19 protein-coding genes are annotated in these 18254 nt (G+C 46.6%); 18 read left to right on the top strand and 1 reads right to left on the bottom strand.

Annotation, left to right across the window (positions count from 1 at the left end):
- Positions 1-37: 37 nt before the first annotated feature.
- From GKZ89_RS02200 to fni, 12 genes are all read left to right on the top strand, one after another.
- Positions 38-1309 (top strand): Glu/Leu/Phe/Val family dehydrogenase, encoded by a 1272-nt coding sequence (locus tag GKZ89_RS02200; RefSeq protein ID WP_155110727.1) that lies wholly within the window; start codon positions 38-40, stop codon positions 1307-1309.
- A gap of 254 nt (positions 1310-1563) precedes the next feature.
- The gene (locus tag GKZ89_RS02195) at positions 1564-2535 is read left to right on the top strand and encodes a YpdA family putative bacillithiol disulfide reductase (RefSeq protein WP_155110726.1); all 972 of its coding nucleotides are present in this window, start codon (positions 1564-1566) and stop codon (positions 2533-2535) included.
- Complete coding sequence (locus GKZ89_RS02190) at positions 2532-3503, top strand: asparaginase (protein WP_155110725.1); 972 nt, start codon at positions 2532-2534, stop codon at positions 3501-3503. The genes GKZ89_RS02195 and GKZ89_RS02190 overlap by 4 nt, the downstream gene beginning before the upstream one ends.
- Before the next feature lie 84 nt (positions 3504-3587).
- The gene (prsW, locus tag GKZ89_RS02185) at positions 3588-4241 is read left to right on the top strand and encodes a glutamic-type intramembrane protease PrsW (protein WP_155110724.1); all 654 of its coding nucleotides are present in this window, start codon (positions 3588-3590) and stop codon (positions 4239-4241) included.
- 114 nt (positions 4242-4355) lie between these two features.
- Entirely contained in the window at positions 4356-5294 is a 939-nt protein-coding gene (gene sleB, locus GKZ89_RS02180) for a spore cortex-lytic enzyme (RefSeq protein WP_155110723.1), read from the top strand.
- 16 nt (positions 5295-5310) lie between these two features.
- Complete coding sequence (ypeB, locus tag GKZ89_RS02175; RefSeq protein ID WP_155110722.1) at positions 5311-6660, top strand: germination protein YpeB; 1350 nt, start codon at positions 5311-5313, stop codon at positions 6658-6660.
- A gap of 101 nt (positions 6661-6761) precedes the next feature.
- A complete protein-coding gene (locus tag GKZ89_RS02170; RefSeq protein WP_155110721.1) occupies positions 6762-7421 on the top strand; it encodes a flagellar brake protein in 660 nt (219 codons plus the stop codon).
- Positions 7422-7516: 95 nt separating this feature from the next.
- Positions 7517-7690, top strand: coding sequence for a DUF5359 family protein (locus GKZ89_RS02165; protein WP_155110720.1), 174 nt, complete (start codon positions 7517-7519; stop codon positions 7688-7690).
- Positions 7691-7766: 76 nt separating this feature from the next.
- Complete coding sequence (gene cmk, locus GKZ89_RS02160) at positions 7767-8438, top strand: (d)CMP kinase (protein WP_155110719.1); 672 nt, start codon at positions 7767-7769, stop codon at positions 8436-8438.
- A gap of 5 nt (positions 8439-8443) precedes the next feature.
- Complete coding sequence (locus tag GKZ89_RS02155) at positions 8444-9025, top strand: lysophospholipid acyltransferase family protein (RefSeq protein WP_155110718.1); 582 nt, start codon at positions 8444-8446, stop codon at positions 9023-9025.
- A 152-nt stretch (positions 9026-9177) separates the two neighbouring features.
- Entirely contained in the window at positions 9178-10329 is a 1152-nt protein-coding gene (rpsA, locus tag GKZ89_RS02150; protein WP_155111087.1) for a 30S ribosomal protein S1, read from the top strand.
- A 15-nt stretch (positions 10330-10344) separates the two neighbouring features.
- Positions 10345-11397: a type 2 isopentenyl-diphosphate Delta-isomerase gene (gene fni / locus GKZ89_RS02145; protein ID WP_155110717.1), complete on the top strand. Its 1053-nt coding sequence runs from the start codon at positions 10345-10347 to the stop codon at positions 11395-11397.
- A 48-nt stretch (positions 11398-11445) separates the two neighbouring features.
- Here the strand turns inward: fni and GKZ89_RS02140 are convergent, their stop codons facing one another.
- Positions 11446-11565 carry a YpzI family protein gene (locus tag GKZ89_RS02140; RefSeq protein ID WP_155110716.1) on the bottom strand — a complete coding sequence of 40 codons (120 nt, stop codon included), beginning with the start codon at positions 11563-11565 and terminating at the stop codon, positions 11446-11448.
- Between the two features lie 120 nt (positions 11566-11685).
- Between GKZ89_RS02140 and GKZ89_RS02135 the strand changes: the two genes are divergently transcribed.
- The 6 genes from GKZ89_RS02135 to spoIVA all read left to right on the top strand — a co-directional run bounded on the left by GKZ89_RS02135 (position 11686) and on the right by spoIVA (position 17834).
- A complete protein-coding gene (locus tag GKZ89_RS02135; protein WP_155110715.1) occupies positions 11686-12291 on the top strand; it encodes a YphA family membrane protein in 606 nt (201 codons plus the stop codon).
- Positions 12292-12544: 253 nt separating this feature from the next.
- Positions 12545-13855 carry a ribosome biogenesis GTPase Der gene (gene der / locus GKZ89_RS02130; protein WP_155110714.1) on the top strand — a complete coding sequence of 437 codons (1311 nt, stop codon included), beginning with the start codon at positions 12545-12547 and terminating at the stop codon, positions 13853-13855.
- 26 nt (positions 13856-13881) lie between these two features.
- On the top strand, positions 13882-14919 hold the full coding sequence (locus GKZ89_RS02125; protein ID WP_155110713.1) for an NAD(P)H-dependent glycerol-3-phosphate dehydrogenase: 1038 nt from the start codon (positions 13882-13884) through the stop codon (positions 14917-14919).
- A 273-nt stretch (positions 14920-15192) separates the two neighbouring features.
- Positions 15193-15396: a DUF2768 domain-containing protein gene (locus GKZ89_RS02120; RefSeq protein ID WP_155110712.1), complete on the top strand. Its 204-nt coding sequence runs from the start codon at positions 15193-15195 to the stop codon at positions 15394-15396.
- A gap of 11 nt (positions 15397-15407) precedes the next feature.
- Entirely contained in the window at positions 15408-16124 is a 717-nt protein-coding gene (locus GKZ89_RS02115; protein ID WP_155110711.1) for a hypothetical protein, read from the top strand.
- A 231-nt stretch (positions 16125-16355) separates the two neighbouring features.
- On the top strand, positions 16356-17834 hold the full coding sequence (gene spoIVA / locus GKZ89_RS02110) for a stage IV sporulation protein A (protein WP_155110710.1): 1479 nt from the start codon (positions 16356-16358) through the stop codon (positions 17832-17834).
- Positions 17835-18254: the final 420 nt, after the last annotated feature.

The raw sequence follows: 18254 nt of genomic DNA, 5'->3' as shown, positions 1-18254 counted from the left end.
CGTCTATATCAATTGATTGACACTAGGAGGTTTACTTATGGTAGCCGGGAAAAACACCGAGAGTAATCACGGAAAGCATGATGTCTTGAAATCGACCCAAACGGTGATACATAAAGCCCTGGAAAAGCTGGGCTATCCTGAAGAAGTTTATGAGTTGCTTAAAGAACCAATTCGAATGATGACAGTTAAAATTCCGGTCAAAATGGATGACGGATCCGTTAAAATTTTCACCGGCTACAGAGCGCAGCATAATGATGCGGTAGGACCGACGAAGGGCGGCATACGCTTCCACCCGAATGTTACAGAAACAGAAGTTAAAGCGCTTTCAATATGGATGAGTCTTAAGTGCGGGATTGTGGATCTTCCATACGGCGGCGGTAAGGGCGGGATCGTCTGCGATCCGCGTGACATGTCGTTCAGGGAGCTCGAGCGGCTCAGCCGGGGCTATGTCCGTGCAATCAGCCAGATTGTAGGGCCTACAAAAGATATTCCGGCTCCGGACGTGTTCACCAATTCACAGATTATGGCCTGGATGATGGATGAATACAGCAGGATCGATGAATTTAACTCCCCCGGGTTTATTACAGGAAAACCGCTCGTGCTTGGAGGATCCCACGGAAGGGAATCAGCAACAGCCAAAGGAGTGACCATCTGTATCCATGAAGCAGCCAAACGGAAGGGGATAGAGCTTCAGGGTGCGAGAGTGGTCGTTCAGGGGTTTGGAAATGCCGGAAGCTTCCTGTCAAAATTTATGCATGATGCCGGAGCGAAAGTGGTAGGCATCTCGGATGCGTATGGCGGACTGTATGATGCGAACGGACTTGACATCGATTATCTTCTGGATCGCAGAGACAGTTTTGGAACAGTCACGAAGCTGTTTAATGACACGATTACGAATCAGGAACTTCTTGAGCTCGACTGTGATATTCTTGTTCCTGCAGCGATTGAAAATCAGATTACAGAGGAAAACGCCCACAATATCAGAGCTTCCATTGTCGTGGAGGCAGCGAACGGCCCGACAACACTTGAAGCGACTCAGATATTGAATGACAGAGGCATTCTGCTCGTTCCGGATGTGCTCGCAAGTGCCGGAGGGGTTACGGTTTCCTATTTTGAATGGGTTCAGAACAATCAGGGCTATTACTGGACTGAGGAAGAAGTGGAAGAAAAGCTGGAAAAAGTAATGGTTAAGTCTTTCAACAGCATCTATGAAACTTCCCAGAACAGAAGAGTGGACATGAGGCTTGCCGCTTATATGGTCGGCGTACGCAAAACGGCTGAAGCAAGCAGGTTCAGAGGCTGGATTTAATTCATTGCAAGCAGACTGGAAATCTCCTATCATTAGATAGGAGATTTTTATATTCGGTTTGTAACGATTTTCTGAAGGAGATTGCCGCCCTGTTCAAAATGGACCAGCTGCCGTCATTTTAAGGGGACCAGCTGCCGCCATTTTAAGGGGACCAGCTTCAGCGGGCAGCAGACTGCATAATATTGGACGCACCACAGAAAATAAAGCACGGCTTTTAAAACATGTGCGGATCAATTGAAACAGGAGTGAAGGAAATGTCTAAAGAAGAAGTGATTATTGTTGGCGGCGGCCCGTGCGGCCTTGCCGCTGCCATAGCTCTTAAGAATACCGGCATCGATCCGCTGATCATTGAAAAAGGAAACATTGTAAATGCCATTTATCATTATCCAACCCACCAGACGTTTTTCAGTTCAAGTGAAAAGCTCGAGATCGGCGATGTTGCATTCATAACTGAAAACCGCAAACCTGTCAGGAATCAGGCTCTTGCTTATTACCGGTCTGTGGCAAAACGAAAAAACCTGCGCATCCGCTCTTTTGAAAAAGTCGGCAAGGTTACGAAGCAGGGTCCGGATTCCTTTACTGTAGAAACAGCCAAGGGGATCTATTCTACAGAGCGGGTCATTATCGCGACCGGCTACTATGATCATCCGAACTACATGGGCATTCCGGGAGAGGACCTTCCGAAAGTTTTCCATTATTTCAAAGAAGGCCACCCTTATTTTGACCAGGATGTAGCTGTGATCGGCGGCAAAAATTCAAGCGTAGATGCGGCGCTTGAACTTGTAAAGGCAGGGGCAAGGGTTACGGTGCTGTACAGGGGAACGGAGTATTCCAAAAGCGTGAAACCATGGATCCTGCCGGAATTTGATGCACTTGTGAGGAACGGAACCGTCACGATGGAATTTGGAGCGTGCGCATCAGCCATCACTGAAAAAGAGCTTCAATACACAGTCGGTGAAACAGTGAAGAAAATTCCGAATGATTTTGTGTTCGCGATGACCGGGTATCACCCGGATCACCGTTTTTTAAAGGAAATGGGCATTGAATCGGATCTAGAATCAGGAAGACCAATGTTTGATCCGCAGACAATGGAGACGAATGTTTCGGGCATCTATATTGCAGGGGTCATAGCTGCCGGAAACAATGCCAACGAAATCTTTATTGAAAACGGGAGATTTCATGGAGGGATGATTGCTGAGGCAATCCGGAAGGAGAAAAGTGAATGAAGAAAAAGGTATTGCTTTTAACAACAGGCGGAACGATTGCCAGTAAAGAAATCGCAGAGGGACTTCTTTCATCAGGTGAGCTGTCCGGGGAAGAGCTTGCGGCATTATGCAGGCTTCCTGAGGAAATTGAAGTGCGGGTCATCGATGTCATGAAGGTTCCAAGCATGCATATTACGGTGGAAAAAATGTGCAGTCTGAAAGAAGTGATCGAAAAGGAATTCCTTGATCCGGCGGTTTCCGGAATCGTGGTCACCCATGGTACGGACAGTCTCGAGGAGACCTCTTATTTTCTCGATTTAACGATTGAAGATAAACGGCCGGTCGTGATCACCGGCTCACAGAGAGCTCCGCATGATGTAGGGACAGATGTCTATTCCAATCTCAGAAATTCCATTTATGCAGCGGCCGATGATGCACTGGCTGAAGCAGGCGCTGTCGTGGTATTCAATGAAAGAATTTACTCTGCGAAATATGTCAAAAAGGTCCATGCATCCAATCTTCAGGGATTTGAGTCTTTTGGATATGGCTATATGGGGATCATCGATAATGATACAGTTTCGGTCTACCAGAAACCGATCAGACGGGATCAGCACCGATTATTGAATCCGGTTCCGCGTGTAGATCTGATTAAAACCCATACGGGACAGGACGGTTTGTTTATTGACGCCTCTGTACAGGCGGGTGCAAAAGGAATTGTTATCGAGGGAGTGGGACGCGGCCAGGTGGCGCCGTTGATGGTTCCTGCAATTGAAAGGGCGGTAAAAGCAGGTGTCACTATCGTAGTCACAACCAGCGCAGAGGAAGGGAAAGTGCATGCCACTTACAGCTATACAGGCAGTGCGGAGGATCTACAGCGGAAGGGTGTCCTTCTCGGCGGAGATTATGACAGCAAAAAAGCACGGATTAAACTCGCTGTTCTTCTCTCAAGCAAAGGGATGGCCAGCCAGGAGGATTTTGACCGGTTCTAAGCCTCAAGACCATGTTCAGAAACAGAATTTCATGTTACGATGAGAATGGATACTATTGACAAAAAGTGAAAAGAGGCATTATTCATGATCGCAGCCGTATCGGCAGGAATCGCTCCCGGGCTGGCCATACTATGCTATTTCTATTTAAAGGATCAGTTCGACACAGAGCCTGTTTATATGGTGTTAAGAGCCTTTATTTTCGGTATGATCCTTGTGTTTCCCCTTATGTTTATCCAATACATAATCGATGTGGAGAATTTGATTTCCAGCGAATTCCTCCGCGTCTTCTTTGCCTACGGTTTTCTGGAGGAATTCTTTAAATGGTTTATTTTCATTGTGGCCATCTATCCTCATGTCCATTTTGATGAGCACTACGATGGTATCGTATACGGAAGTGCCATTTCCCTTGGGTTTGCCACGCTTGAGAATATTCTGTTTCTTTTTGCGAATGGTCTTGAATTCGCTATAGGAAGAGCGGTGTTTCCGGTATCAAGTCATGCGATTTTCGGGATAATTATGGGGTATTATTTGGGCCGAAGCAAATTCACCGAAGATTCAAAGGATAAAAAAAGGTGGCTTATGCTCAGCCTTTTCATACCTGTCGTTCTCCATGGGGTGTATGATTACATCCTCTTCACCTATAAATACTGGCCGCTGATCATGCTGCCGTTTATGCTTGGCCTTTGGTGGTTCGCCCTTCATAAAGCTAAACAGGCGCGTCTTGCCAGATCCCTTTAATTGTCCGGATTTCCGGGCTTTTTTTTATTCTCTTACAATCCGCATGAATAAAATGCCATCCTCTACAAAAAATACAACTAGCAAAATTGATCCATAACTTAGGGAGGCAGCATCATGAAATTGAATCGAATGGCATGGATGGTACTTTTCTCAATTACCTTCATTTTCGCGGCCTTAGTTGCCGGTCCAAACCAGCCGGCCGCAAAAGCATTCACACAGCAGGTCATCCAGCGCGGAGCGATTGGTGATGATGTGATTGAATTGCAGGCCCGTCTTCAGTATATAGGGTATTACCACGGGAAAATTGATGGTGTGTACGGCTGGAGTACATACTGGGCAGTGAAGAATTTTCAATCTGACTACGGATTGGAAAATGTGGATGGGCTTGTCGGATTCACGACAAAGAAAAAGCTTGCCGGACAGTCTGATTTTAACGCCCGATTTGTTCACCTGCAGCTTGCAAAAGGAAAAGATTTTACCCATTACGGCGGAATGCCGCTCGAAAAGCAGACGGGACCGTCAAAGGAAAGACGCTCTAAAATGAGAACCGAATTTGAAAAGAAAGAACGTAAAACGGCCAAGGCCCCTGCAGGCGGAGAGAAAAAGCCGGAAGCCGGAGCCAAAAAGCCGGAAGGCGGTCAAAATCAAGCAGGCGGCGGAAAATCGAAGAATACAGCGGTTAATATGCCGGCCGGTTTTTCCCAAAATGATATTAAGCTGATGTCCAATGCGGTTTATGGGGAAGCGCGGGGAGAACCGTATATCGGCCAGGTAGCCGTGGCGGCTGTCATATTAAATCGGGTCGAGAGCCCTACTTTCCCTGATACGGCCTCAGGGGTCATTTTTGAACCGGGTGCCTTCACCGCTGTAGCGGATGGGCAGATCTGGCTGGAACCGAATGATCAGGCCAGAAAGGCAGTTCTCGATGCAATCAATGGCTGGGATCCATCGGAAAATGCTCAATATTACTTCAACCCTGATACGGCAACGAGCGGCTGGATCTGGGGAAGACCTCAAATCAAAAAAATCGGAAAGCATATTTTCTGCAACTAAAAGGGGGGGATAGCTTATGATACGAGTCATAATAATCGCATTTCTGGCCATAGGTGTTGCTGGAACCGGGTACTGGGGCTACAAAGAGCACCAGGAAAAAAATGCAGTGCTCATTCATGCGGAAAACAATTATCAGCGTGCTTTTCATGATCTTTCCTACCAGATGGATCAGCTGCATGACAAAATAGGAACAACTCTCGCGATGAATTCAAGAGAATCTCTATCTCCGGCACTTGCAGAGGTGTGGAGGATCACTTCGGAAGCTCATAATGATGTAGGACAGCTGCCGCTGACCCTTCTGCCATTTAATAAAACGGAGGAGTTCCTGGCAAGCATCGGAGACTTCAGCTACCGCGCAGCCATCAGAGACCTGGAAAACGAACCGCTTTCCAAGGATGAATATGCTTCTCTGCAGGCTCTTTATCAAAAATCAGAAGATATCCAGAATGAATTGAGGAACGTCCAGAGTATGGTCCTTGATAACAACCTGCGCTGGATGGATGTAGAACTTGCATTAGCTTCAGGAGAAAAACAGCAGGACAATACGATCGTAGATGGCTTCAAGACCGTTGAAAACAACGTCAGTGCTTATTCAGAAACCGATTTCGGTCCGAGCTTCACGTCCCTCAAGACTGAAAAGAAAGGCTTTGAACATCTGAAAGGCGAAGATATTACTCCGGAACAGGCGAAGCAAAAAGCGAAGGAGTTCGCTTCTACAGAAGTTGATAAGCTGAAGGTAACGAATAGCGGAAAAGGGGCAGGCTACGAATTTTACAGTGTAAGCATGTACGATAAAAAACATAAAGCCGAGCTCAATATGGATATTACCAAAAAGGGCGGCTACCCGATCTGGCTGATTCAAAGCCGGGATATTAAAGAAGCAAACATCAGTTTAAATGATGCATCCAATAATGCCGTATCTTTCTTGAAGGAGCATGGATTCGAAACCGAAGACTTGGTGCTGAGTGAAAGTGCCCAGTATGATCAGACTGGTGTTTTCTCTTATGTACCGAACGAAAACGGCATTCTCCTTTACCCGGATACGGTAAGAATCAAAGTGGCGATGGATGATGGGCAGATTGTCGGCTTCTCGGCAAAAGACTTCCTGGCAGCCCATCGAAAACGTGACATGCCGAAGCCTAAGCTGAAAGAAGAACAAGCCCGGGAAAAGATCAGCCGGAAAGTGATGATTCAGGAAAGCAGACTGGCATTGATCACGAATGAGCTTGGAGAAGAAGTCCTGTGCTACGAGTTCCTGGGAACAATCGAAGACGACACGTTCAGAATGTTTATCAATGCTGACAGCGGCATGGAAGAAAAAGTTGAAAAATTAAAAAATGCCGAACCGATTTTTAAGAAGATGTAACCGTGAAAAAGGGAAAGCCAGGGGCTTTTCCTTTTTCCTATTCCATGATTTAATTAGGAGTGGGAAATTATACAGAATAAGCAAATTGAAAGAGTGATGGCATGCTTATAATCGGGAGTACTCTTACACTTGAACCGCTGAATCAGCCGGGTGAACAATATAAATGCAGAATTGTTTCCATAGATGATGATACTTTTTCCATTGACTATCCCTTAAATGAGAAAACAGGGAAAACCGCTTTTTTTACTGATGGAATGCTTCTTTCCTGTCTGGCTTCAGGAGCAGATCAGAATCCATACCGGTTCGATACAGCCGTCATGGGAAGGAAAAAGGAGAATATCCCCGTTATCCTGCTTAAAAAACCGATGGAAAGGGATATTGTCAAGATCCAAAGAAGGCAGTACGTCCGCATTGAAACAGATGTGAATGTAGCTGTCCATTCACCCGGGGGATCATTTGAGCCTTTTGTCAGTGTAACATCAGACATAAGCGCCGGGGGAGCGGGAATTGTTCTGCCATATGGGCTGACCATCCCTGAGGGGGAAAAGCTCCTGGTCTGGATGGCACTGCCGATGCAGGACTCTGCCATTCAGTATGTAACAGTCGAGTCCGAATTGATCCGGATCCTTGAAGACTCTTCCGGAGTCCGTAAAGCAACCATTAAATTCACAGATGCAGCAGAAACAGCACAGCAGAAAATCGTCCGCTTTTGTTTCGATCAGCAGATTCTAAACAGGAAAAAAGAAGTGCCTGCTGAATAAGAAGCCCGATCCGCTGCCATACTTTTTAGTAGAGCCGGGCCATTTTCCGGAATGGTCTTCAAACGGTTTACTAAACAGGCAGGGAGCTGGCATTTATGAAACGGGCAGAAAAACTGGTATGGGGATTGATTATTTTTCATTTGGCTGTCCTCATTGCAGCACAGGCAGTCCTCCAGCATACAGGCATAAAGCCTTATCTTTCAAAAGCGATCCGCTATGAAGGGGTCAACAGGATGACAGTTCCTGAATGGCTGGAGACGTTCAAATAATCTTTCATGCAGGCTAAAAGCCTGTTCACTGCTGCGAACTGTATTCTAATCTATTACTCTCAGAAGGAGACAAACCATGAATAAAAGACTATCGGTAGCAATAGATGGACCTGCCGCAGCAGGCAAAAGCACCGTTGCAAAACAAGTAGCAAAGGAATTTTCTTATATTTATATTGATACGGGAGCGATGTACCGTGCTTTAACGCTAAAAGCCATCCAGTCAGGAGCAGACCCTGAAAATGAGAAGGATTTGATGGAACTGCTTCAGGAAATGGAAATTTCCCTCGTTCCTTCAGGTACGCAGCAGCTGGTACTCGTAAACGGTGAAGATGTCTCGGAAGCAATCCGCACAAGTGCGGTCACGGACCATGTATCAGCCGTATCCATGCATGGCAGGGTCCGTGCGGAAATGGTCAAAAGACAGCAGGAAATGGCCTCTTCAGGCGGGGTCGTAATGGACGGAAGGGATATTGGGACCCATGTACTCCCGCATGCAGATGTAAAGGTTTTTCTGCTCGCTTCAGTAGAAGAGCGTGCGAAAAGAAGACATGAGGAAAATCTCAGCCGTGGGTATGAATCTGATTTATCCCTCCTTGAAAAGGACATCGCAAGAAGAGATAAACTGGATTCTGAGAGGGAGATTTCTCCCCTTAGAAAAGCAGAGGATGCTGTAGAAATTGATACAACTTCCCTCTCGATCGAAGATGTAGTCGTCCGTATCAAACAATTGATGGAAGAAAGGCTCTGATAAAAATGTCATTATATAACTTTGGGAAAGGGCTGATCCTTACCCTTTTTAAACCCGTATACAGGATGAAAGTCCATGGAAAAGAAAATTTTCCGAAAACAGGCGCTGTCCTTCTCTGCAGCAATCATATTGATAATCTGGATCCTCCCATCGTGGGTGCATGCACACCGAGGAAGGTTCACTTCATGGCAAAGGAAGAGCTTTTTAAAATCCCGGTTTTAGGGAAAATCCTGGATAATGTAGGAGCTTTTCCCGTCAAACGGGGTCTAAGCGACCGCGAGGCACTCAGAAAAGGATTAAAGGTTTTGAAGGATGGAGAGGTTTTAGGATTGTTTCCGGAGGGAACAAGGAGTAAAGACGGCAAGCTTGGCAAGGGGCTTGCGGGTGCAGGCTTTTTCGCCCTCCGCTCAGATGCTGTCGTGATGCCGTGTGCGGTGATCGGACCGTATAAACCATTCAGGAGAGTGCATATTTATTTCGGCAAACCGCTGAATGTAAATGAATACCGGGAGAAGAAAGTCTCAGCGGATGAGATGACCCTGGTCATAATGAATCAAATTGGGGAATTGCTCGAAAAACATCGATAAATTACCCTTTTAACTTGACAAAAAGTAGCATTTATTAGAAGTTAGTATAAAGAGGGGTTTTCATTTCATTCATTAAAATTGAATGGAATACCATACATATTATCAAAGTTGCGCAGGTTTTGACCAAGGAGGTAAATGGAATGGTAGATGAAATGAACAATGGGGAAATGAATGACGTCGAAGTGAATGTACCTGAAGTAGGGGAAATTGTGAAGGGTACCGTAACAAAAGTGGAAGAAAAACAGGTGATCGTGGATCTTGAAAACTGCAAGCACACTGGGATCATCCCAATCAGTGAACTTTCCAGCCTTCATATCGAAAAGGCCACGGATGCTGTGAAGGAAAACGATGAACTGGAACTGAAGGTATCTAAAGTGGAAGATGAAGCCATCATTCTTTCCAAGCGTGCTGTCGATGCAGACAGAGCATGGGATGACCTTGAAAAGAAATATGAAGAAAAAAGCGTATTCGAAGCCGAAATCAAAGATGTGGTTAAAGGCGGACTTGTAGTAGATCTTGGTGTCCGCGGCTTTATTCCGGCTTCTTTAGTAGAAACACACTTTGTAGAGGATTTCTCCGATTATAAAGGAAAGACCCTCTCCTTAATGGTAGTGGAGCTTGACCGGGAGAAAAACCGTGTCATTCTCTCTCACAGAGCTGTTATTGAGAAGGAATCTACAGACCGTAAGCAGGAGCTGCTTGAATCTCTTCAGGCAGAACAGGTTCTTGAAGGAACAGTCCAGCGTCTGACCGATTTCGGAGCATTTGTGGACATCGGCGGTGTTGATGGACTGGTGCATATCTCCCAGCTCTCCCACACACATGTTGATAAACCGTCAGATGTAGTGGAAGAAGGCCAGAAGGTCTCTGTTAAAGTTCTGTCAGTGGACAGGGACAATGAACGAATCTCTCTATCTATTAAAGAAACACTCCCGGGACCTTGGTCCAGCATCTCTGAGAAGGTGAAAGCTGGAGATGTGAAAGAAGGAACTGTTAAAAGGCTTGTGAGCTTTGGAGCGTTTGTTGAAATTCTGCCTGGAGTAGAGGGACTTGTCCACATTTCGCAGATCTCAAACAAGCACATCGGCACACCTCAGGAAGTGCTTGATGAAGGGCAGCAGGTTCAGGTTAAGGTGCTTGATGTGAACGAAAACGAACAGCGCATCAGCCTGAGCATGAAAGAACTCGAAGAACCGAAGCAGAAAGCTGACGAGTCTGATTATAAAAATTATCAGCCTAAAGAGGAATCTTCCGGATTTTCTCTCGGTGATATGATTGGCGACCAGCTTAAAAAACTTAAATGATTTTGGTGATGAATGTTGAGCAGAGCGAAACGCAAACTTGATCATATCGATCACGCTTTGGCCACGGGCCAAAGCAGGGACAGCGGATTTGATGATATAGTCTTTGTACACAACAGTCTGCCGGATTCATCCGTTGAAGAAATCGATTATTCTTCTAAGATAGGCGAACTTTCAATAAGTTCGCCTATTTTCATCAACGCGATGACCGGAGGCGGAGGAAAGAAAACAGAAGAAATCAATGGCGCCCTTTCCGCTGCAGCGGCCCGATATGGGATGGCTGTCGCAGTTGGCTCGCAGATGGCAGCGGTCAAAGACCCGTCAGAACGTTCCACGTACGAAGTGGTCAGAAAGGTCAATCCGAAAGGGCTTATCTTTGCCAATCTCGGGAGTGAAGCGACTCCTGATCAGGCACAGCAGGCTGTGGATATGATTGAAGCAGATGCCATCCAGATTCACCTGAATGTGATCCAGGAGCTGGTTATGCCTGAAGGGGACCGGGATTTCACCGGGGCTCTCGGGCGCATTGAGCAGATCATCCGTAAAGTGGATGTGCCTGTTATCGTGAAAGAAACCGGCTTCGGAATGGATACACATACCGTGGCGAAGCTCGAAGGCATTGGGGTAACAGCCATTGACATCGGGGGATATGGCGGAACGAATTTTTCCAGGATAGAAAATGCCAGACGGAGCCGTACGCTTGATATGTTCAACTCCTGGGGTATTCCTTCTGCAGCTTCCATCGCAGAAGGCTGCAGTGGATCAGAGGCAGCAAGTATTTTAGGTTCCGGAGGGATTCAGAATGCACTCGATGCGGCGAAGGCAATCGCGCTTGGCGCTTCTGCTGCAGGTATGGCGGGCACCATCCTTTCTGCTTATACAGAAAAGGGAGAAGAGGGTCTCGAAGAAGAACTGAAAGCTCTCCACCTTGAACTCAAGTGGATCATGTGTGCGCTCGGAGCGGCGACGGTTACGGACCTTCAACAAGTGCCTCTCATCCTGTCCGGCCCGACTCATCACTGGCTCACTGAACGGGGAATATCGACTGCGCGGTACAGCCGCAGATCTTAGCCTTTCTTCCTGACAGGATGAATCTTCCTGTCAGGAAGAAGGTTTTTTTTATTTTTTGCTCTTTCTTCCTTCAAGTGCTGTAGCACCGTTGTTCTCTATGGACTGATCTCTGTCTGATTCTATCCGTCTGCTTGCTTTTAGTTTCTTTTCCTGTCTGTCTTTTCCCATCTTAACACCCTCCTTCCGATGGTTTAGTTTGTGCTTCCATTAAAAAATAAATCCTGCATCGCACCGGTGTTTAAAAATGACCGTCATCCACCATACTGCTAAAGAAAGGCGGAGAAGAGGATGGATGGTATCATTTTTTATTGGGTATGCTGGGCGCTTTGGATTTCCGCTGCCTTTTTCATGCGGAAATCATCTTTAAGAACACTTGTCTCATTTTATTTGCTGATTTTAATGATTTGTGCAGAATTCCATGCTGTATTGCCGATTGGTGAGGCGACAGGAGCCTTTTTTCTTTTATGGGCTGCAGGAATAGGGACGGCGGTATACAGCGGGAATCACCGCTCCTTCCGGTTCGTTTTGGCAGCGGGCGGGATCAGTGCGGGGTATGCCGGATTAAAGCTGATGCAGATGTTCGATCCGGTCTGGTTTGCATGGAGCCCTTTTTACATGCTGTTCATTGCCATTTTTGGAGCATCTTTTGCAGCCGGCAGGGATTATCGTTCGAAAATCTCCCTCTTTGTGCTGGGCAGCTGCTACGGAGAAATGCTTTATGAGTGGATTATTCTGCCGGTCTCCGGACAGGCACTCCTCGGCCGGACTGAATTTTTGGACTTTATGATGCTTGGCGCTGCAGGCTGCTGTCTAGGGAATGCTGCACTGCGTTTATCTAAGGCCGGCAGCCAGTCCCTTCCTAAACAGAAGGTGAAACAGAGCAGGATCGTATAAAGAAGAGCTCCGCAATGAATTGTTTATTCCGTTAAAAGCTGATATGATAAGTTTGGACACCCTTCTTACGGAAGGGTTTATTTCATGAGAATGCACGTGTATGAACAGATGATCAGCGGGCTTTCGCTTATTCATGGGCCCGAAGCGGACCGGGCGGGAGCCTGAATGAATGAATACATTTATAAATACAAGAAAAACAAGCCTATAGAAGCTGGCTTATATGCAGGATCGTGCTGAAAGGATGTAATTACAAATGGCAAAACCGGTAGTAGCGATCGTGGGGCGCCCCAACGTCGGGAAATCCACGATTTTTAACCGTATCGTAGGGGAAAGAGTCTCCATTGTAGAAGACCGCCCTGGAGTAACAAGAGACCGAATTTATAACACAGGTGAGTGGCTCAACTATGAGTTTAACATCATCGACACAGGCGGCATTGATATAGGAGATGAGCCTTTCCTCGCCCAAATCCGTCATCAGGCTGAGATTGCCATAGATGAAGCCGATGTGATCATCTTCATGACGAACGGAAGAGAAGGGGTTACGGCTGCTGATGAAGAAGTGGCCAAAATTCTTTACCGCACCAAAAAACCTGTCGTTCTGGCCGTGAACAAGATCGATAATCCGGATATGCGCGAAGCGATGTATGATTTTTATTCATTGGGCTTCGGCAATCCGTTCCCGATTTCGGGCTCACACGGCATCGGGCTCGGTGACATGCTGGATGATGTAGTTCAGCACTTTGCCGGCATCAGCCAGACGGATTATGATGAAGAAATCATTAAATTCAGTTTGATCGGCAGACCGAATGTCGGGAAATCCTCGCTTGTAAATGCCATGCTCGGAGAAGAACGTGTCATCGTCAGTGATATCGCCGGTACGACGAGAGATGCAGTAGATACAACTTTTAAGCATAACGGGCAGGAATACGTCATCATCGATACCGCGGGAATGCGCAAAAAAGGCAAAGTATATGAAACAACTGAAAAATACAGTGTTCTGCGTGCACTGAAAGCAATTGACCGCTCGGATGTGGTTTTGGTCGTCATCAATGGGGAAGAAGGAATCATCGAGCAGGACAAAAAAATTGCCGGCTATGCCCACGAAGCAGGCAAAGCAGTCATCATCGTCGTGAATAAGTGGGATGTTGTGGAAAAAGACGAAAAAACAATGAAGTTGTTCGAGCAGAACATCCGCGAGCACTTTTTGTTCCTTAGTTATGCACCTGTCGTCTTTTTATCTGCTAAAACAAAGAAAAGAATCCATACGCTTGTACCGGAAATCATTAAAGTAAGTGAAAACCATTCACAGCGCGTGCAGACAAATATCCTCAATGAAGTCATCATGGATGCTGTCGCGATGAACCCGACGCCATCAGACAAAGGGAAAAGGCTTAAAATTTTCTATGCTGCGCAGGTTGCTGTCAAACCGCCGGCTTTCGCAGTGTTCGTAAACGAACCGGAACTGATGCACTTTTCATATGAGCGGTTTTTGGAAAACAGGATCCGCGAAGCTTTCGGCTTTGAAGGGACACCGATTAAAATATTTGCCAGAGCCCGAAAATAAACCGGTTTTGAAATGGGGGATTACGGATGAAAAAGGCCGCAATTTTAGGTGCAGGAAGCTGGGGGACGGCCCTCGCTTTAGTGCTTGCAGATAATGGACATGATGTCAGGCTTTGGAGCCACCGGAAAAGCCTTGCGGATGAGATTAACGAGCGCAGGCAAAACAGCAAATACTTGCCGGATATCGGTCTTCCTGATGGCATCCGGGCTTTTCATCAGCTGAAGGAAGCTGCAGAGGATGCTGCTGTTCTTGTAGTGGCAGTTCCTTCTAAAGCAATCCGCGAAGTGATGGGAGAAGTCCGGAAGCATTTGAAAGAGCCGGTGACCGTTGTTCATGTGTGCAAAGGCATCGAGCCCGATTCTTTAAAAAGAGTATCCGAGATTCTCACTGAAGAAATGCCTGAGGAGCTGATGAAAGATCTCGTCGTTCTCTCAGGGCCGAGCCATGCCGAGGAAGTCAGTTTGAGGCACCCGACAACGGTAACTTCCTCTTCTCTGAACCCGGAAGCGGCTGAATATGTTCAGGAACTTTTTATGAACCAGCATTTCCGGGTGTACACAAACCCTGATATAATCGGGGTAGAAATGGGAGGAGCCCTGAAGAATGTCATTGCTCTTGCTGCTGGAATTACAGACGGCCTAGGTTACGGAGACAATGCAAAAGCAGCGCTCATTACCCGCGGTCTTGCTGAGATAGCAAGGCTCGGGAGTGCAATGGGAGGAAATCCCCTGACTTTTTCCGGCTTAACCGGAATCGGCGATTTAATTGTCACCTGCACAAGTGTCCATTCACGCAACTGGAGAGCCGGCAATCTGCTCGGAAAAGGCCATGAGCTCCAGGAAGTACTGGACAGCATGGGAATGGTGGTAGAAGGTGTCCGGACAGCAAAAGCGGCTCATCAGCTTGCTGAAAAATATGAGGTGAAAATGCCGATTGCAGAAGCATTGTACCAGGTGCTTTTCCATAACCAGCATCCGAAAACAGCGGTTGATTCCCTGATGGGCAGGGGCAGAACCCATGAAATGGAAGACCTTGTGAATATAATGGAAAACCGGCTGACGTAGTCATGCTTCCAAATGGGAGCTCCTCTCATAGGATATACAAAGGAGCACAAAGGCCATCCCCTTTATCTTTTCAAAATAGGCATTAAGGAAGGCCGCTGACTGATGGTAGACATAAAATAAACTGCAGCAATTTGCAGAGTTGTATTACTTGGCTGGGATCGATAGTCTTTTTGACTGCTGAAGCAAAGAAGCCCCCTCTTTGCTTCAGTTTAATCGCAGCTTTTTTTGGACAAGCCTATGTAACCGCTCACATCCTATATGGGAGGTAAACCGATGACCCCGGGACTTATCAAAATGTGGATTGCCCTTTCTTCGATCGCTTTCATGTTTATTGCCGTTTTATCCATTTACTTGAGCAGATACAAGATCAGGAACGGAGTGCTTAAGTTTATCGTTTCAGCCGCTGCCTATGTTTTTATGATTTCAGCCGGGTTACTGATGGTTTTCGTTGTATTCAGCGGACCGGTATCTAAATAGAGGTGAGAACAATGAAACAACTTGCCGGAGCAGGAATGGTGCTCCTGATTCTTCTCCTTAGCGGCTGCCTGTATCCGGAAGCGAAGCTGGCCCAGAATGCTATTCCCTATGATCAGCAGCTGGAGAGTGTTCAGGATGCAGTAGACAGGTTCAGAGAGGATTCAGGAGGACTGCTTCCGATAAAGAATAAAGACATGAACACACCGGTTTATGAAAAATACCCTGTAGATTTTTCAAAGCTGGTTCCATCCCTTCTCCCTGAGGCCCCGGGCACTGCCTACGAAAGCGGCGGGATTTATCAGTATGTGCTCATTAATGCTGAAAAGAAACCGGAAGTAAAGCTGATTGATCTGAGAACAGCCGAGAAAATAAGAGATCTCAGGATCAGGCTTACGGCCTACCTCGAGTCAAACCGGTATCCTCCATACAAAGAAGTCCTGCAGCCTGGGGTATTCACACTGGATTACGGGAAACTCGGGCTTAAGGACGCTCCTTCCGTTCAAAGCCCCTATACAGACCATCTGCTGCCGCTTCTGATCGGGAGCAGCGGGGAAATCTTTGTGGATTACCGGATTGATCTAAGCCTGAAACTGAAGGAAACGGGTGCGAAACCTGAAGAAGGTACGGATATCAGAACGCTTTTAACGGATGATTCTGTATTCGTTCCTGCTTTTTCAAAAGCATACACAGTAAATGAGAAAAACGAGCCTGTTTTTCTGAATGAATAAGTCATGAACCCTTCCTGTGAACCATAAACTTCATAGGAAGGGTTTTTTGCTGCAAGGAGCCGAATTCGGAGAAATGGGCTGAATGACATTTGGCCGGCGGCAGCCTTAAAAGCAATAAAATTTTTCCCTGGCAGTCATAAACAATTAGGACAACGTCATAGACATATAGTGTCCTTACTAATGTGAAAAAAATCGGGGTATCCCAATATAGGTGAACCGGGAGGGGATCGCTTGGAAAAGGTAGATATTTTTAAAGATATTGCAGAACGCACCGGCGGAGATATTTATCTGGGTGTTGTCGGAGCAGTGAGAACAGGCAAATCCACATTTATCAAGAAGTTTATGGAACTGGTGGTTCTTCCGAACATCGGCAGTGAGGCAGATAAAGCGCGTGCCCAGGATGAACTGCCTCAAAGTGCAGCAGGAAGAACGATCATGACAACAGAGCCTAAATTTGTACCGAACCAGGCTGTAAGCGTTCATGTGGAGGATGGTCTGGAAGTAAACATCCGCCTTGTCGATTGTGTAGGCTATACTGTGCCTGGTGCCAAAGGATATGAAGATGAAAATGGACCGAGAATGATTACAACTCCATGGTATGAAGAACCGATCCCATTCCATGAAGCCGCGGAAATCGGCACGCGGAAAGTGATTCAGGAGCATTCTACAATCGGTGTTGTAGTGACTACAGACGGAACCATCGGAGAAATTCCGAGAGCGGACTACATCGAAGCAGAAGAAAGAGTAATAGACGAGCTCAAAGAAGTCGGCAAACCGTTCATCATGGTAATCAACACTGTTCAGCCGTATCATCCTGATACAGAAAGGCTGAAGCAGCAGCTGAATGAAAAATACGATATTCCTGTCCTCGCAATGAGTGTCGAGAGCATGAGGGACAGCGATGTGATGAATGTGCTTAGGGAGGCACTATACGAATTCCCTGTACTTGAAGTGAATGTGAACCTGCCGAGCTGGGTGATGGTGCTCAGGGAAAATCACTGGCTCCGCGAAAGCTATCAGGAAGCTGTCAAAGACACGGTGAAGGACATTAAACGCTTAAGGGACGTAGATCGTGTAGTAGGATTCTTCAGCGAATATGAATTTATTGAACGGGCCAGTCTTGCAGGAATCGAAATGGGCCAGGGAATCGCCGAAATCGATTTGTATGCACCTGATTACCTGTATGATGATATTTTGAGAGAGGTTGTCGGGGTGGAGATCAGAGGAAAAGACCATCTCCTCCAGCTGATGCAGGATTTCGCTTATGCAAAAGCGGAATACGATCAGGTCTCCGATGCGCTCCGGATGGTAAAGCAGACGGGTTATGGAGTCGCAGCTCCTGCCTTATCGGACATGAGCCTCGATGAACCGGAAATCATCCGCCAAGGCTCAAGGTTCGGAGTGCGCCTGAAAGCGGTGGCCCCGTCCATCCATATGATCAAAGTGGATGTAGAATCCGAATTCTCTCCGATTATCGGAACGGAAAAGCAAAGCGAGGAGCTCGTCCGGTACTTGATGCAGGACTTCGAAGACGATCCGCTCTCTATCTGGAACTCTGATATCTTCGGCAGATCACTCAGCTCTATCGTGAGGGAGGGGATCCAGGCAAAGCTGTCGCTCATGCCTGAAAATGCCCGCTACAAGCTGAAAGAAACGCTGGAACGCATTATTAACGAAGGTTCCGGCGGGCTGATCGCCATTATTCTCTAACTGCATACAGGGACTGATTCACGGGAAAAGACAATTCCCGAACGGAATCGGTCCTTTTTTTGTTGTCACGTCCATGAACTGTAAGAGGCGTTCGAAGTAATATACTGAAAAACCATGCTGAGGCACCTGCCGGGTGGTGCGGAAATCGCCAAACATGGCCGGGAAGCATCACATATAAAGGAGGATGCACACGCTTCAGTAAGCTTAAATGAGAAGATAAGACGAACAGGATTGAATTTAGAGGAAAAACACTGCTGCATAAGCGTTTGAAGACAGTTTACATAATGGGGAAATAGGATCCAAAATGGAACATAAACGAGCCGAATCCCTTTAATATCAAGGATTTTTCATGATTATTTCTTGCTAAGGCATTTTAATTATGATAATCTACTAACAGCATTGAGAGAATAATTTCTCTTT

This window comes from Metabacillus mangrovi (genome assembly GCF_009711125.1).
In the GTDB taxonomy this organism is placed as follows: Bacteria; Bacillota; Bacilli; order Bacillales; family Bacillaceae; genus Metabacillus_B; species Metabacillus_B mangrovi.
The sequence above is the reverse complement of the archived record's forward strand: the minus strand, read 5'-3'. Positions and strand labels throughout refer to the sequence as shown.

Bases quoted from the DNA above. Each gene is read 5' to 3' on its own strand.
- GKZ89_RS02200 (WP_155110727.1), top strand. From the start codon at position 38: ATGGTAGCCGGGAAAAACACCGAGAGTAATCACGGAAAGCATGATGTC.
- GKZ89_RS02195 (WP_155110726.1), top strand. From the start codon at position 1,564: ATGTCTAAAGAAGAAGTGATTATTGTTGGCGGCGGCCCGTGCGGCCTT.
- GKZ89_RS02190 (WP_155110725.1), top strand. From the start codon at position 2,532: ATGAAGAAAAAGGTATTGCTTTTAACAACAGGCGGAACGATTGCCAGT.
- prsW (WP_155110724.1), top strand. From the start codon at position 3,588: ATGATCGCAGCCGTATCGGCAGGAATCGCTCCCGGGCTGGCCATACTA.
- sleB (WP_155110723.1), top strand. From the start codon at position 4,356: ATGAAATTGAATCGAATGGCATGGATGGTACTTTTCTCAATTACCTTC.
- ypeB (WP_155110722.1), top strand. From the start codon at position 5,311: ATGATACGAGTCATAATAATCGCATTTCTGGCCATAGGTGTTGCTGGA.
- GKZ89_RS02170 (WP_155110721.1), top strand. From the start codon at position 6,762: ATGCTTATAATCGGGAGTACTCTTACACTTGAACCGCTGAATCAGCCG.
- GKZ89_RS02165 (WP_155110720.1), top strand. From the start codon at position 7,517: ATGAAACGGGCAGAAAAACTGGTATGGGGATTGATTATTTTTCATTTG.
- cmk (WP_155110719.1), top strand. From the start codon at position 7,767: ATGAATAAAAGACTATCGGTAGCAATAGATGGACCTGCCGCAGCAGGC.
- GKZ89_RS02155 (WP_155110718.1), top strand. From the start codon at position 8,444: ATGTCATTATATAACTTTGGGAAAGGGCTGATCCTTACCCTTTTTAAA.
- rpsA (WP_155111087.1), top strand. From the start codon at position 9,178: ATGAACAATGGGGAAATGAATGACGTCGAAGTGAATGTACCTGAAGTA.
- GKZ89_RS02140 (WP_155110716.1), bottom strand. From the start codon at position 11,565: ATGGGAAAAGACAGACAGGAAAAGAAACTAAAAGCAAGCAGACGGATA.
- GKZ89_RS02135 (WP_155110715.1), top strand. From the start codon at position 11,686: ATGGATGGTATCATTTTTTATTGGGTATGCTGGGCGCTTTGGATTTCC.
- der (WP_155110714.1), top strand. From the start codon at position 12,545: ATGGCAAAACCGGTAGTAGCGATCGTGGGGCGCCCCAACGTCGGGAAA.
- GKZ89_RS02125 (WP_155110713.1), top strand. From the start codon at position 13,882: ATGAAAAAGGCCGCAATTTTAGGTGCAGGAAGCTGGGGGACGGCCCTC.
- GKZ89_RS02120 (WP_155110712.1), top strand. From the start codon at position 15,193: ATGACCCCGGGACTTATCAAAATGTGGATTGCCCTTTCTTCGATCGCT.
- GKZ89_RS02115 (WP_155110711.1), top strand. From the start codon at position 15,408: ATGAAACAACTTGCCGGAGCAGGAATGGTGCTCCTGATTCTTCTCCTT.